This window comes from Stagnihabitans tardus, from assembly GCF_009925085.1.
GTDB classification, from domain to species: domain Bacteria; phylum Pseudomonadota; class Alphaproteobacteria; order Rhodobacterales; family Rhodobacteraceae; genus Stagnihabitans; species Stagnihabitans tardus.
The window spans coordinates 14,879-29,306 of the sequence record NZ_JAABNR010000032.1 but is presented as its reverse complement, the minus strand read 5'-3'; the positions used below and the strand labels follow the sequence as shown (position 1 = coordinate 29,306).

At 67.3% G+C, this 14,428-nt stretch carries 5 protein-coding genes and 1 tRNA gene; 4 read left to right on the top strand and 2 right to left on the bottom strand.

Annotation, left to right across the window (positions count from 1 at the left end):
- Positions 1–692: 692 nt before the first annotated feature.
- Positions 693–1,886: a deoxyguanosinetriphosphate triphosphohydrolase gene (locus GV832_RS19465; protein WP_168776548.1), complete on the top strand. Its 1,194-nt coding sequence runs from the start codon at positions 693–695 to the stop codon at positions 1,884–1,886.
- On the opposite strand, the gene GV832_RS19460 is transcribed toward GV832_RS19465, so the two are convergent.
- The gene (locus tag GV832_RS19460; RefSeq protein ID WP_168776547.1) at positions 1,883–2,347 is read right to left on the bottom strand and encodes a disulfide bond formation protein B; all 465 of its coding nucleotides are present in this window, start codon (positions 2,345–2,347) and stop codon (positions 1,883–1,885) included. The two genes, GV832_RS19465 and GV832_RS19460, sit on opposite strands and share 4 nt — an antisense overlap.
- A 12-nt stretch (positions 2,348–2,359) precedes the next feature.
- Positions 2,360–2,938, bottom strand: coding sequence for a YqaA family protein (locus GV832_RS19455; RefSeq protein ID WP_168776546.1), 579 nt, complete (start codon positions 2,936–2,938; stop codon positions 2,360–2,362).
- Between the two features lie 970 nt (positions 2,939–3,908).
- Between GV832_RS19455 and GV832_RS19450 the strand changes: the two genes are divergently transcribed.
- From GV832_RS19450 to GV832_RS19425, 3 genes are all read left to right on the top strand, one after another.
- Positions 3,909–3,992 (top strand) — tRNA-Leu (locus GV832_RS19450).
- Positions 3,993–4,923: 931 nt separating this feature from the next.
- The gene (locus tag GV832_RS22145) at positions 4,924–8,892 is read left to right on the top strand and encodes a Hint domain-containing protein (protein WP_227754553.1); all 3,969 of its coding nucleotides are present in this window, start codon (positions 4,924–4,926) and stop codon (positions 8,890–8,892) included.
- Positions 8,893–9,168: 276 nt separating this feature from the next.
- Positions 9,169–14,367 carry a Hint domain-containing protein gene (locus GV832_RS19425; RefSeq protein ID WP_168776545.1) on the top strand — a complete coding sequence of 1,733 codons (5,199 nt, stop codon included), beginning with the start codon at positions 9,169–9,171 and terminating at the stop codon, positions 14,365–14,367.
- The last annotated feature ends 61 nt before the right edge of the window (positions 14,368–14,428 follow it).

The window sequence follows — 14,428 nt, the reverse complement described above, 5'->3', positions numbered from 1 at the left end:
ACCAGTCCCCCCAAGCCCCCCAGCCCAGGGGCCTTCACGGCCCCTGGGAACCCCGTGGGATGTTTGGAGGCCATCGAGGGGATGTGCCTTCCGGTTGGGTGGCCCTTGGTCGGGGCGCGCGGTCGTTTGGGGGGACCAGTCCTCCCAAGCCCCCCAGCTCAGGGGCCTTCACGGCCCCTGAGGACCCCGTGGGATATTGGGGGACCAATGAAGGGGGCAACAGCGGCTTTGCGGTGAGCTGTGGCGCTTGGGTGTGGGGGGGGGCTGCGTGTGGCGAGGCTCTTGGGCTCCCAGCTTCCCAGCCCATAGCGCCCCGAGCCTGCCTCCCGGCCTTCCTGGCTCTGTCGACTGGGTTCTCCGACCCGTTCCCTTAGGCAGACCGGTCCCCTTTCCCTGGAACATTCCTGCGATCCTTCCCCCAGCAAACCGCCAACCGCGATACCGCGACCCTCTTCCCCTTTCACACTTCCCAAATATCCTCTGGAGGGGGAGCCGAAGGCGGGGGAGGGCAGAAGGCCCTCCCCCCACCTGATGCATCTCTTGCGGCCTTGGCCGCTCCGCTGGGTCAGGCTTTCGAAAGTTGTCCCCGAAAGCGCCGCCCCGAAAGCGTCCCCCGAGAGCCCCTCACCCCACGGGAAGCTTGGCCTTTCCAGCCCATCCGGCTAAGCTTCGAAAAAACAACGGAAGACCCCATGCTTGCCCCCTATGCCTGCCAACCCGACCAGTCCCGGGGCCGCCTTTTTCCCGAACGCCTCTCCTCCTTCCGCTCGCCCTTCCAGCGCGACCGCGACCGGATCATCCACTCCTCGGCCTTCCGCCGCCTGAAACACAAGACCCAGGTCTTCGTCGAACACGAGGGCGATTACTACCGCACCCGCCTCACCCATACGATCGAGGTGGCCCAGGTCGCCCGCACCATCGCAGGCGTCCTGAACCTGAACACCGACCTGGCCGAGGCCGTGGCCCTGGCCCATGACCTCGGCCACACCCCCTTCGGCCATACCGGCGAAGACGCGATGGAGCGGCTCATGGCGCCCTGGGGCGGCTTCGACCACAATGCCCAGGCGCTCCGCATCGTCACCCGGCTGGAACGCCACTACGCCGATTTCGACGGGCTGAACCTGACCTGGGAGACCCTGGAGGGCATCGCCAAGCATAATGGTCCGGTCCGCAGCCCCAATGCCGACGAGAAACACGCCCACTCTGAAAAGGGGGGGGGCCTCCCCTATGCCCTGGCCGAGGTCAACGCCGCCTGGGACCTCGAACTCGACACCCATGCCAGCGCCGAGGCCCAGGTCGCGGCCATCGCCGACGATGTGGCCTATTCCCACCACGACCTGCATGACGGCCTGCGCTCGGGCCTCTTCACCGAGGACGACCTGATGGAACTGCCCGTCACCGGCCCGGCCTTTGCCGAGGTCGACCGGCTCTATCCCGGGCTCGACAAGATGCGCCGCCGCCACGAGGCGCTGCGCCGCGTCTTCGGTCGCATGGTCGAGGATGTGATCGCCGTCGCCCAGAACCGCCTGAGCGCCGCCCAGCCCAAATCGGTGGACGAGATCCGCCACATGGGCACCACGGTCATCCGCTTTTCGAAACCCTTGTATCAAGAGCTCAAGGCGATCCGGTCCTTCCTCTTCACCCGCATGTACCGCGCGCCCTCGGTCATGGTGGAACGCGCCCGGGTGACCAAGGTGGTCGATGGCCTCTTCCCCCTGTTCCTGGAAAACCCCGGCCTTCTGCCCGAGACCTGGGCCTCCGACATCGCGGCCGCCAAGGACCAGGTCGAGCTGGCCCGGGTCATCGCCGATTACGTGGCCGGCATGACCGACCGCTTCGCACTGCAAGAGGGCGAGAGGCTCCTGGGCATCCCCGCCCAGGCCTAGGCCCTGCGGGTCGCCGCATAGATCCACAGCCCCGCCAGCGCCAGCGAGGCGAGCATGTTCCAGGACGCCATCGACAGGCCCCACATCTCCCAGGCCACGGCGTCGCATTGCACGACCGGGGCGGCCTGGATCTGCGCCAGCAGGTCCTTTGCCGACAAGGCGCCCACATCCCCCGAGGTGCAGGTCGAGGGCCCGAGCCACCAATGCCGCTCGACCCCGGTGTGATAGGCGCCGTAGCCCGCCGTGGTCAGCGCCGCCACGGCGCCTGCCCAGGCCAGAAAGACCCAGCGCCGGAAGGCCAGGACCAGGGCCCCCACCGCCACGGCCGCCATATGCGGATAGCGTTGCAGCCAGCACAGGTGGCAGGGCGCAAGCCCGCCGATGTATTGAAAGCCGTAAGCTCCAAGAAGCAGGGCCAGGGACCCCAGGGCGGCAAGGACAGAGGCTTGGATACGGCTCATGGCGGCTTTGCTTCAGGGTTTGAGGAACAGGTAGGCGAGGGCGACCACGATCACCAATCCCGCGACGAGGGCAAGCCGCTTCTTGATCACGTCTGCGACAGCCGCGCCATAGCGCGCCAGGGCCCAGCCCAGAAGCAGATACTTGCCGAACCGCGCCACCATGGCCGCCGCGATGAAGAGCCAGAGGTTGAACCCCACGACCCCCGCGAGGATCGTCACCACCTTCATCGGCGGCAGATGGGCGACGCCCGAGGTGACGAGCAACAGCAGCAGCATCCCCACCCCGGTCTGGTCCTTCAGCGCCTCGAAGGCCGCGGCCTTGCCCCAGAAGTCCAGAAGCGGCAGCGCCACCAGTTCGAAGAGGTAATGGCCGATCACCCAGCCGAAGATCCCCCCCAGGACCGAGGCCGCCCCCGCGATCACCGCATAGCGCATGGCCCGTTCGGGTCTGGCCAGGCACATGGGCAGGAACATGATCTCGGCCGGCACTGGAAAGAACGAGCTTTCCGCAAAGGCGATGAGGCCCAGGATCGGCTCGGCCCGGGGCGAGCGGGCGGCGGTGGCAAGGCTTTGAGAGATGCGCGCAAACATGGGCCCCAGATGCGCCCTTGGCCCCGGGAAGGTCAAGGGGGCGAGGAGGGCAGCCGGCAGGTCGGTGACAGGGGCGCGGGGATGCTTTTGGCGCCGGGGGGGAGGGCGCTTTGCGCTTGGGAGGGATGGCGCTTTGCGCTGGGGGGAGATTGGCGCTTTGCGCTTGGGGGGCATGGCGCATTGCGCTGGGTGGCATGGCGCTTTGCAGCTTCGGGGCTCCGGGCCCCGAGGATCGGGGGAACCAGGGGGGGGAAGGGCCGGGACTGCGCCAGGCAGACCTGCGGGGCGGTGGGGGCTGCCGTGGCGGTGGAGAACAGTGCAGGGTGGCGACGGGTGCAGCTTCGGGCGACCGGGGCGCGGCGCAGGGTGCAAGGTGGCGGGCGCAGGGCTTCCGAGCGCGGGCCGCAGCGACCCCGCCGCCCCCTTGGCCGCTCCTGCACCACATCCCTACCGCGCGGAGCACCTCTCCCGCCGTTCGGACCGCGAGAGAAGGGCGGCATCTATCTCGCCGCTCTCCTGGTCGCTCCATCGGCACGAGCCGACCGCAGGGAGCACCCTGCCCGCATCGCCCCCGTCCGGTCCGTGAGAGCAGGGCGGGCCTGGTCCCGCGGCTCTACCGCCTCCTTCCGCGAGGCATCGGGCACCCTCCACGACGCTCCCCAGCCACACAGGCACCGCACCGGGCCGAACTGCCGCGCGGTTGCCGCCTCCCCCCCCCGCCACGCAGGCTCCACCCCTGTGGCGGGGCCGTGGCGCGCGCCCTGCTTGCGCGATCGGCGGGTGTTGACCTCCTCGCGGTCCCGTTCTAAACGGACGACGGAAGGTGTCGTCTCGGTGCCTTCGCCCGGCAAAGCGCGACGGCTGCCTCCGTTGCGCTTTCCGAGGCTCTGCGGGCCCGGGCGCCAAGCCCCCCGTGGACGATGGGACCGTGGCCCTTGCCCTTGCGGCACTACCTGGGGGCGCGCGATGTGCGGGCGTGGCGGAATGGTAGACGCGACAGACTCAAACTCTGTTTCCGCAAGGAGTGTCGGTTCGAGTCCGACCGCCCGCACCAATTCCTCCGGCCGTTCATCCGTCTTCCCCCCGACACGGCGCGGTTCGAAACGCCCATGCCCCATGTCCCGGAACGGAGCCGCCTGGAGCGGGAAGCCCGGGAACATCCCCCGAACGTTTCGCGGCATTCTCATGGCCAGATTCGGCGTGTGATTCGCGCAAAGCTTGTCCTCCCAATGCGTTAAAGGTCAAAAGTCGGCCAAATTTTCTGAAATTGATGCTGCAACCGAAACGGCCCGGGGCGCACCTGGGCCAATCGGGGCATAATTTGGGCAAATTTTCCGGGTCATGGTAAACAGGTCCTTTCGTTTCCGCCTCGGCGACGGTTGCTGCGGCTGCAAAACCGACATTCGGCGAAAACCGCGCGGATTCAACGGACAGGGCCGATTCCTTCATGTGCCGTTGTTTCTGGATCGTCTACAGTCTTCAACCTGAAAGAGAAAATCCCTGCTGTCCTGCTGCCGAGTCCAGGATTTTCCCCCCTCTCCCTGCCCCCTTCCTGCCGCTTTTTCACTTTTCCTGAAGCTTAACGGCAGGTAATCAAGTCTTGTCCTACTGGGTGGGACAAGGCCGTGGGGGCGGTCTGTAAGTGGTGAAGCACCTGTCGGTGCGGGAATGTTGTTAAAAGACCGAGTGGTTTCGACGCTGCTGTCGAAACAGACGGGCCAGAACGGCCCCCCTCGTCTGCGGCACAGGCCTGCCTTCCGACCATCACGACAGTCCGGCATCTGCGCGAAAGGTTTCGCGTGGATCGGAGGCCGCAAGGCTTCCGCATTTCGGAAACGGGGGGGTCCCCCAAGAGGCGTGGAGTGGTCGGTGGCGCATAACGGCAAGACATATCCGGTTCGGGCGCAGGGCGTCCTTTCGGTGTCGGCCACCTCGTCACTTGTCGCGGCCTCTGTTCTGGCGGCTAGGAATGAAGGGGATCGGGTATGACGCTGAATTTTTTCTGCTTTGACTTCTGGGGCAACAAGTGCTGGGTGGATTCCAGCTGCGTGACCCTGAAATCGGACGGCTGCTGGTACGACCAGTACGGCCGCAAATGCACGCCGACCCAGGACGGATATGTCGAGGGCACGGCCGGCAACGACCTGATCGATTACAATTACACGGGCGATCCCGAAGGCGACAAGATCGACCACAACGACGCTGTCCTGGGCACCAAGGGGTCCAATGACGACATCGTCTATGCCTATGGCGGCAACGACACGGTCCTGGCGGGCGAGGGTCACGACACCGTTTATGGCGGCGACGGCCACGACAGCCTGAACGGCGGCAACGGCAACGACAACCTGCAAGGCGAAGCGGGCAATGACGTGCTGAACGGCGGCGCGGGCAACAATGTCGAATATGGCGGCGCGGGCGATGACCGCTTCGTCGGCGGCGCGGGTGCGGACACCTTCCATGGCGGCAGCGACCAGGACAACCTGGACTATTCCAATTCCTCTTCGGGCGTGACGGTCAACCTGTCGACCGGCAGCCTCTCGGGCGGCGATGCGGCCAATGACTGCGTGGGCGGCGGTATCGACGGCGTCATCGGGTCGAATTCGGCCGACAGCCTGACCGGCTTCGACCACCAGGGCACCGGCGCGGGCGATGTCTATACCAACCAGTTCTGGGGCAATGGCGGCAACGACACGATCTCGGGTCTTGGCGGCAATGACCAGCTCTATGGCGGCAACGACGACGACAAGATCTATGGCGGATCGGGCGATGACCGGGCCGATGGCGGCAATGGCAACGACCTGATCGAAGGCGGCACGGGCAACGACACGATCTATGGCGACAATGCCGGTTCGGGCTCGCCCTCGCCGGTCACCATCACCCTGACGGGGGATGCGGGCGCCTATGACTGCAAGCTCTTCGCCTATACGATCGACCGCACCACGGGCGCGATCACCAATATCGTCGTGCTGAACACCGACACCGACCTGGGCATCGGCACCAGCTATTCCTACAACGCCGCCCCGGGTTCGACCGTCGGCGTCGGCATCATCTCGCCCGATGGCACCTTCTATTCCTCGGGCTATGGTTCGCAGCTTGGTCTGAACGGCGATGGCACGGTCCATACCGTTGGCCTGGGCACCGAAGCCGATGGCTCGGTCAAGCTGGGCTTCGAGGACATGAAGAACCTTGGCGACAAGGACTTCAACGACGTCACCGTGAAGGTGAACCTCGGCACCTCGGGCGCGACCTTCGACAACGCGCATTACACCTATACCTCGACCACGCCGGCCGACTCGGGCACCGGCAATGACACGGTCCTGGCCGGCGACGGCAATGACCTGGTCTATGGCGGGGCTGGCAACGACAGCCTCTCGGGCGAGAAGGACAATGACACGGTCGATGGCGGCAAAGGTGACGACGTCATCAATGGCGGCGCGGGCAATGACGTCCTGACCGGCGGCGACGACCGCGACACTTTCATCGGTGGCAATGCGGGCGACAAGGTCGACGGCAACGAAGGCGGCAATGACGTCGACACGCTGGACCTGCGCGGCCTGGGCCCGGTGAATATCGTCTATGACCCCTCCAACCCGGAAAACGGCACGGTTCAGTTCCTGTCGGCCTGGGGTGGCTCGGTCACCGGGACGATGACCTTCACCAATATCGAGAATGTCCTGTGCGATCCCAAGCCGCTGGACGGCTATGTGGATGGCACGACGGGCAATGACCTGATCGACACCAACTACACGGGCGATCCCCAGGGCGACAAGATCGACGCCAATGACGCCATCATCGGCGGCGCGGGCCCGAATGACGACTATGTCCGCGCCGGTGAAGGCGATGACACGGTGCGCTCGGGCGTCGGCAACGACCTGGTCTTTGGCGGCAACGGCAATGACAGCCTGGACGGCGGCGACGGCAACGACACGCTGAACGGCGATGACGGGAACGACAAGCTTTACGGCGGCGCGGGCAATGACAGCCTCGACGGCGGCAAGGGCGACGACCTGATCACCGGCGGCGCGGGCCGCGACACGGTTTCGGGCGGCGACGGCAATGACGTCATCGACACCGCCTCGGGCACGGGCTCGCCCGATATCGCGGTTCCGGGCGTCAATGGCGCCGATGCCGATCCGGACGACGACAAGGACGTGGTCGATGCCGGGGCAGGGGATGACACGGTCATCACCGGCGACGATGCCGACAGCGTCACGGGTGGCACGGGCCGCGACAATATCGACGTCGGCAATGACAAGGACACGGTCTCTGCGGGCGACGACAACGACACCGTCACCGGCGGCGAAGGCTCTGACTCGATCGACGGCGGCCGGGGCGATGACCTGATCACCGCTGGCATCATCGGCGGTTCGGCCTCGATCCCCGATGCGACCGACCCGGCGACCGACAACGACCGCGACATCGTCACGGCGGGCGAGGGCAACGACACCGTCTTTGGTGGCGATGACCGCGACACGATCTATGGCGATGCGGGCAATGATGTCCTGGACGGCGGCATCGACGACGACAGCCTCTTTGGCGGCGACGGGCGGGACTCGGTCCTGGGTGGCGACGGCAACGACGTGATCGACAGCTCGACCGGCGATCTGAGCCAGCGTCCCGACATCGGGTATCCGGGGCTCTATCCCGCCGACGCCGACGTGAACAACGACAAGGACACGGTCTACGGCGGCGCGGGTGATGACAACATCAAGACCGGCGACGATGCGGACCTGGTCTATGGCGGCGAAGGTCGCGACTCGATCGACGCGGGTGTCGACAATGACACGGTCTTCGGGGATGCCGGCAACGACACGATCATCGGCGGCGAGGGCTCTGACGTCATCGATGCGGGCGCCAACGACGACCTGGTCTATGGCGGCTATGGTCCGGGCGTGCCCGATGCGGTCAATATCCCCGACGCCACCGATGCGGCGCCGAACAACGGGCTCGACCTGATCAAGGGCGGCGACGGCAACGACACGCTCTATGGCATGGACGACAAGGACACGATCTTTGGCGACGCCGACAATGACGTCATCTATGGCGGCATCGACGACGACGAGATCCATGGCGGAACGGGCAATGACAATGCCTCGGGCGACCAGGGCAACGACACGCTCTTTGGCGACGCGGGCAATGACACGCTTTCGGGCGGCGATGACCGCGACGTGTTCAAGGCGCTTGGCGCCGGGGATGCGGTCGACGGCAACGAGGGCGGCAACGACTTCGACACGCTCGATCTGACCGGGGCGGGCCGTTACAAGATCGTCTACGATCCGACCAATGCCGAGAATGGCACCGTCAACTTCCTCGACGCGGCGGGCGCTGTCACGGGCTCGATGACCTTCAAGAACATCGAGAATGTCATCCCCTGCTTCACCCCCGGCACGCTGATCGCGACGCCGCGTGGCGAGGTTGCGGTCGAAAGCCTGAAGCCCGGCGACCGGATCATCACCCGCGACAACGGCATGCAAGAGATTGCATGGGTCGGCCGCAAGGACCTGACCTGGGGTGACCTGATGGCCGCGCCGCATCTGAAGCCGGTCCTGGTCCGCCAGGGCTCGCTCGGCAACGGTCTGCCCGAGCGTGACATGCTGGTCTCGCCGAACCACCGCCTGCTGGTCGCCAACGACCGCACGGCGCTCTATTTCGACGAGCATGAGGTCCTGGTTGCCGCCAAGCACCTGACCTCGGCCAAGGGTGTCCATTCGGTCGATGCGGCTGGCGTCAGCTACATCCACTTCATGTGCGCCCGTCACGAAGTGGTCCTGTCGAACGGCGCCTGGACGGAGACCTTCCAGCCCGGCGACCAGACCCTGCGCGGCATGGGCAATGCCCAGCGTTCGGAAATCTTCGAGCTCTTCCCCGAGCTGAAGACCGAGGCCGGGATCGAGAACTACCAATCCGCCCGCAAGACGCTGAAGCGTCACGAGGCCGCGCTGTTGATGCGCTAAAGTAGGTCGCGCAAAAGTGGGCACCGGTTTTGCGCGAGAAGACCTGCGCTAAAGGTTATGCAGCTGGTCGGGGGCAACCCTGGCCCAAGGAGAGGAGGGCGCAGGCCCTCCTTTTCATTTGGCGAAAGGCCCGCCGCATTTGTGGCAAATGCGCGGCATCTGCCTTAACAAACCCTTAATCCGGCCGGTCGCGCCCGAAAAAGGCCCCGGATTGCGCCGCATTTTCGGAAAATTTTGCCCTTATCCGGGCGAAAGGATCCTGAAAGGCGCGCGAAGATGGCCACGTTCAATGACACGCTCAATGTTGACAGCACCTATGCTGGCACCAACTTCGGTGACTTTGTCTATGGGGGCGGCGGCAACGACAGCCTGGGCGGGGCAGGCGGCAGCGACCAGATCTATGGCGGCACGGGCAATGACACGCTGGACGGCGGCACCTCGGGCGACCGGGTCGAGGGCGGCGCGGGCGATGACCGCATTCTTCTGACCGGCACTTTCGGCACCGACACGATCCTGGGCGGCGAGACCACGGACGAGGTCACCGGCGACACGCTGGACGGCTCGGCCCTGACCGGGGCGGCCACGGTGGTGTTTTCGGGCTCCGAGGCGGGGACCTTCACCTCGGGCGGCTCGACCGCCACCTTCAGCCAGATCGAGCGCCTGGTCCTGACCGGGCTGTCCGACAGCCTGAACGCGACCCTGGCCACCAGCGCGGTCCATGTCGATGCCGGGGCAGGGACCGACACGATCTGGGGTGGCACGGGGGCGGATACGCTGATCGGCGGCGCCGGCTTCGACTCGATCCTGGCGGGCGATGGCAACGACACGGTCTATGACGAGAACGCCACGGGCACGGTCTCGGGCGGCGCGGACTACGTCGACCTCGGCGCGGGCGATGACCGCTATATCGGCACTGGCTTGGCCGACAATGACACGATCTTTGGCGGCACGGGCAATGACACGATCACTGCGCTGGGCGGCAATGACCTGCTTTACGGCGGCGCGGGCAACGATCTTCTGACCGCGGGCAACGACACCCTGACCACGGCCGGAGACCAGCTCTTCGGCGGCACGGGGGCCGATACGCTGATCGGCGCCGATATCGCCGACACGCTGGACGGGGGCGAGGGCGCGGACAGCCTCTCTGGCAATGGCGGCGGCGATATCCTTTATGGCGGCGACACGCTGGCGGCCTCGGGCGGCACTTTCATCACCAACGGCACCTTCACCTCTGCCCTGACCGGCTGGACCGGCACGGATATGGAGGTCAACCCGGAGAGCGCCTATTTCACCGGCGGCTCGACCACCAACAACGTGATCGAGATGGACGGCAATGCCGGCCAGACCACGGTGATGGAGCAAAGCTTCTCGGTCGCGGGCACCCAGCCGGCCGATCTGACCTTCCGCGCCGCGACCCGGGCCTCGGGCGGCGGCACGGTGGGGGTCGATGGCTTCCGCGTCGATGTGGTCGATGCCTCGGGCAACGTGGTCTTCACGCAGACCATCATCCCGACCTCGACGACCTATGCGAACTATACGCTGAGCTTCGTCTTCCCGAACAGCGGCACCTATACGCTGCGCCTGACCGAGATCGGCAACAACGACAGCTACGGCGCCATCGTCGACAATATCCAGATCACCGGCACCGCTGCCGCCTATGACGCCAGCGGCGATACGCTGGACGGCGGGGCGGGCAATGACACGTTGTTCGGCTATGCGGGCAACGACAGCCTGGTGGGCGGCGACGGCATCGACAGCCTGGTCGGTGGCGAGGGCGATGACACGCTTTCGGGCGGGGCGGGCAATGACATCGTCTCGGGCGGCAATGGCAATGACCGGATCATCGGTTCGGCCAATGACGTGATCGATGGCGGCGCGGGGACCGACACGCTGGACAATACCGCTGGCACCACGGCCGAGGTGGTGACCTTCACCTCAGGCACCGGGGGCACGGTCAGCGCTGGGTCCAGCTTCACCGGGGTCGAGGTCTTTGCCAGCGATGCCGGGGCAGACCGCTATGATGCGGCCAATGCGACGATTGCGCTGACGATTTCGACCGGGGCGGACAATGACACGGTCACGGGCGGCTCCGGCGCCGATACGATCGACGGCGGGACCGGGGCGGACAGCCTGGCGGGCGGCGGCGGGGCGGACAGCATCCTGGGCGGCGCGGGGGCGGACACGATCTTCGGCGGCGCGGGCAATGACGTGCTGGACGGTGGCGACGATGCCGACCGCTTCGTCATCGCGGCAGGCGACGGCACCGACCAGGTGACCGGCGGCGAGGGTGGGACGGACAACGACACCCTCGATATGTCGGGCCTCGCTACGGCTGTCACCGCGACGCTGACCGGAGAGGCCGGGACGGCCTCGACCACCGGGGTGACGGTGAATTTCACGCAGATCGAGCGGGTCTATACCGGTTCGGGGGCCGATACGATCTCGGCCGCGACGGCCACGACCGGGGTCTGGGTCGATGCAGGGGCAGGCGACAACCGGGTCACGGGCTCCGGGCTTGCCGATACGATCACGGCGGCGGGCGGGGCGGACAGCATCACCTCGGGCGCGGGCGCCGACCTGGTCGATGCGGGGGGCGGCAGTGACACGGTCCTGGCCGGGACCGGCGATGACACGGTCCAGGGCGGGGCGGGCGACGACAGCCTCTCGGGCGAGGAGGGCAACGACAGCCTGACCGCGGGCGACGGCGCCGATATCGTCGATGGCGGCATTGGCGACGACCGCATCTTCGGCGAGACGGGCGCCGACAACCTGACCGGCGGCACGGGCAGCGACTATATCGACGGCGGCAACGACAATGACACGCTCTCGGGCGGGGACGGGGTCGACACGCTTCTGGGTGGCGGCGGGGATGACACGTTCATCCTGTCCAGCACCGATTCCATCGATGGCGGCACGGGCAACGACCGGCTGGACGCCACGGCGGGTGCGACGGCGGAGGTTGTGACCTTCACCTCGGGCACCGGCGGGACGGTGGACAATGGCTCGAGCTTCACCGGGGTCGAGGTCTTTGCCTCGGGCGCCGGGGCGGACCGCTATGATGCGGCCAATGCGACGATTGCGCTGACGATCTCGACCGGGGCGGACAATGACACGGTCACGGGGGGCTCCGGCGCCGATACGATCGACGGCGGGACCGGGGCGGACAGCCTTGCGGGCGGCGGTGGAGCGGACAGCATCCTGGGCGGCGCGGGGGCGGACACGATCCTGGGCGGCGCGGGCAATGACGTGCTGGACGGCGGCGACGATGCCGACCGCTTCGTCATCGCGGCAGGCGACGGCACCGACCAGGTGACCGGCGGCGAGGGCGGGACGGACAACGACATCCTCGATATGTCGGGCCTCGCTACGGCTGTCACCGCGACGCTGACCGGAGAGGCAGGCAGCGCCTCGACCACCGGGGTGACGGTGAATTTCACGCAGATCGAGCGGGTCTATACCGGCTCGGGGGCCGACACGATCTCGGCTGCGACGGCGACGACCGGGGTTTGGGTCGATGCAGGGGCAGGCGACAACCGAGTCACGGGCTCGGGGCTTGCCGATACGATCACGGCGGCGGGCGGGGCGGACAGCATCACCTCGGGCGCGGGCGCCGACCTGGTCGATGCGGGCGCTGGCAGCGATACGGTCTTCGGCGATGCGGGCAACGACACGCTGACCGGGGGCGACGGGGCCGACCAGCTTTACGGCGGGCTCGATGCGGACAGCATCCTGGGCGGGGCGGGGGCGGACACGATCTTCGGCGGCGCGGGCAGTGATGTGCTGGACGGTGGCGACGATGCCGACCGTTTCGTCATCGCGGCGGGCGACGGCACCGACCAGGTGACCGGCGGCGAGGGTGGGACGGACAACGACATCCTCGACATGTCGGGCCTCGCTACGGCCGTCACCGCGACGCTGACTGGAGAGGCCGGGACGGCCTCGACCACCGGGGTGACGGTGAGTTTCACGCAGATCGAGCGGGTTTATACCGGTTCGGGGGCCGATACGATCTCGGCCGCGACGGCCACGACAGGGGTCTGGGTCGATGCGGGGGCAGGCGACAACCGGGTCACGGGCTCGGGGCTTGCCGACACGATCACGGCGGCGGGCGGGGCGGACAGCATCACCTCGGGCGCGGGCGCCGACCTGGTCGATGGCGGCGCGGGCGACGACACGCTGACCGGCGAGGCCGGGGGGGATGCGCTGACCGGCGGCGACGGGGCTGACCAGCTTTACGGCGGCTCCGAGAGCGACACGCTTTACGGCGGCACGGGCAATGACCAGCTTTTCGGCGGCGCGGGCGACGACAGCCTCGAGGGCGGCACCGGCAACGACAGCTTCTCCTTCGCCACGGGTGAGGGCACGGATCAGGTCTTGGGCGGCGAGGATGTCTCGGGCACCGATGTCGACACGCTTTCCCTGACCTCTCCGACGGCGGCCACGGTGATCTTCACCGGCAACGAGGCGGGGAGCTTCGGCCTTGCCGGGGGCGGCGGCGCCAGTTTCAGCCAGATCGAGGCGATCCAGACCCAGGGCGGCGATGACCTGATCGACGCCAGGGCCTCGGGGGTCAGCCAGTCGCTCGCCAGCGGCGGCGGCGCGGATACGGTCTGGGGCGGCGGCGGGGCGGACCTGATCGACGCCTCGACCGGCAATGACTGGATCGACGGCGGCGCGGGGGCGGACAGCATCCTGGGCGGGTCGGGCAGCGACACGATCATCGGCGGCATCGGTGATACGGTCGATGGCGGCGCGGGGGACAACGACCTCCTGGACCTCTCGGACTGGGGCTGGGCGCGGACCAATGTCCTCTATGACCCCAGCGACCCGCAGTCCGGGACGGTGCAATTCCTTGATACCAATGGCAATGTCGTGGGCTCGATGGCTTTCTCGAACATCGAGAAGGTCATGCCCTGCTTCACCCCCGGCACGCTGATCGAGACGGCGCGCGGGCCCCTGGCCGTCGAGGCCCTGGTCCCGGGCGACCTGGTCCTGACCCGCGACAAGGGGATGCAGCCCCTGCGCTGGGTCGGGCATCGTGCCCTGAGCCTCGCCGACCTGATCGTCCAGCCGCGCCTGAGGCCCCTGCGGATTGCCGCCGGAAGCCTGGGCCAGGACCTGCCCGCGCGCGACCTCGTGGTCTCGCCCCAGCACCGCATGCTGATCGAGGGCGCCCGGGCCGAGATGCTCTTCGGCGAGGCCGAGGTCCTGGTGGCGGCGCGGCACCTGGGCGCGGAAGAGCTCTTGCCGCCCGGGGTGACCTATATCCACCTCCTCTTCGACGCCCATGAGATCATCCGCGCCGAGGGGGCCTGGACCGAAAGCTTCCAGCCCGCAAGCCGGATGCTCTCCGAGATGGAGGCCGAGACGCGGGCCGAGATCGAGGCGCTTTTCCCCGAGCTGCAGCATGAAGGCTTCCCGGCGGCACGGCTCTCGCTGAAGTCGCATGAGGCGCGGGTGCTGCTGGCGGCCTGAAACACGGCGGCCTGAAACACGGCGGCCTGAAGGACGGGGCCTGAAACACGGGGGCCCGAAA

Excerpts from the sequence above, each read along its gene's own strand:
- GV832_RS19465 (WP_168776548.1), top strand. The coding sequence starts at position 693 with ATGCTTGCCCCCTATGCCTGCCAACCCGACCAGTCCCGGGGCCGCCTT.
- GV832_RS19460 (WP_168776547.1), bottom strand. The coding sequence starts at position 2,347 with ATGAGCCGTATCCAAGCCTCTGTCCTTGCCGCCCTGGGGTCCCTGGCC.
- GV832_RS19455 (WP_168776546.1), bottom strand. The coding sequence starts at position 2,938 with ATGTTTGCGCGCATCTCTCAAAGCCTTGCCACCGCCGCCCGCTCGCCC.
- GV832_RS22145 (WP_227754553.1), top strand. The coding sequence starts at position 4,924 with ATGACGCTGAATTTTTTCTGCTTTGACTTCTGGGGCAACAAGTGCTGG.
- GV832_RS19425 (WP_168776545.1), top strand. The coding sequence starts at position 9,169 with ATGGCCACGTTCAATGACACGCTCAATGTTGACAGCACCTATGCTGGC.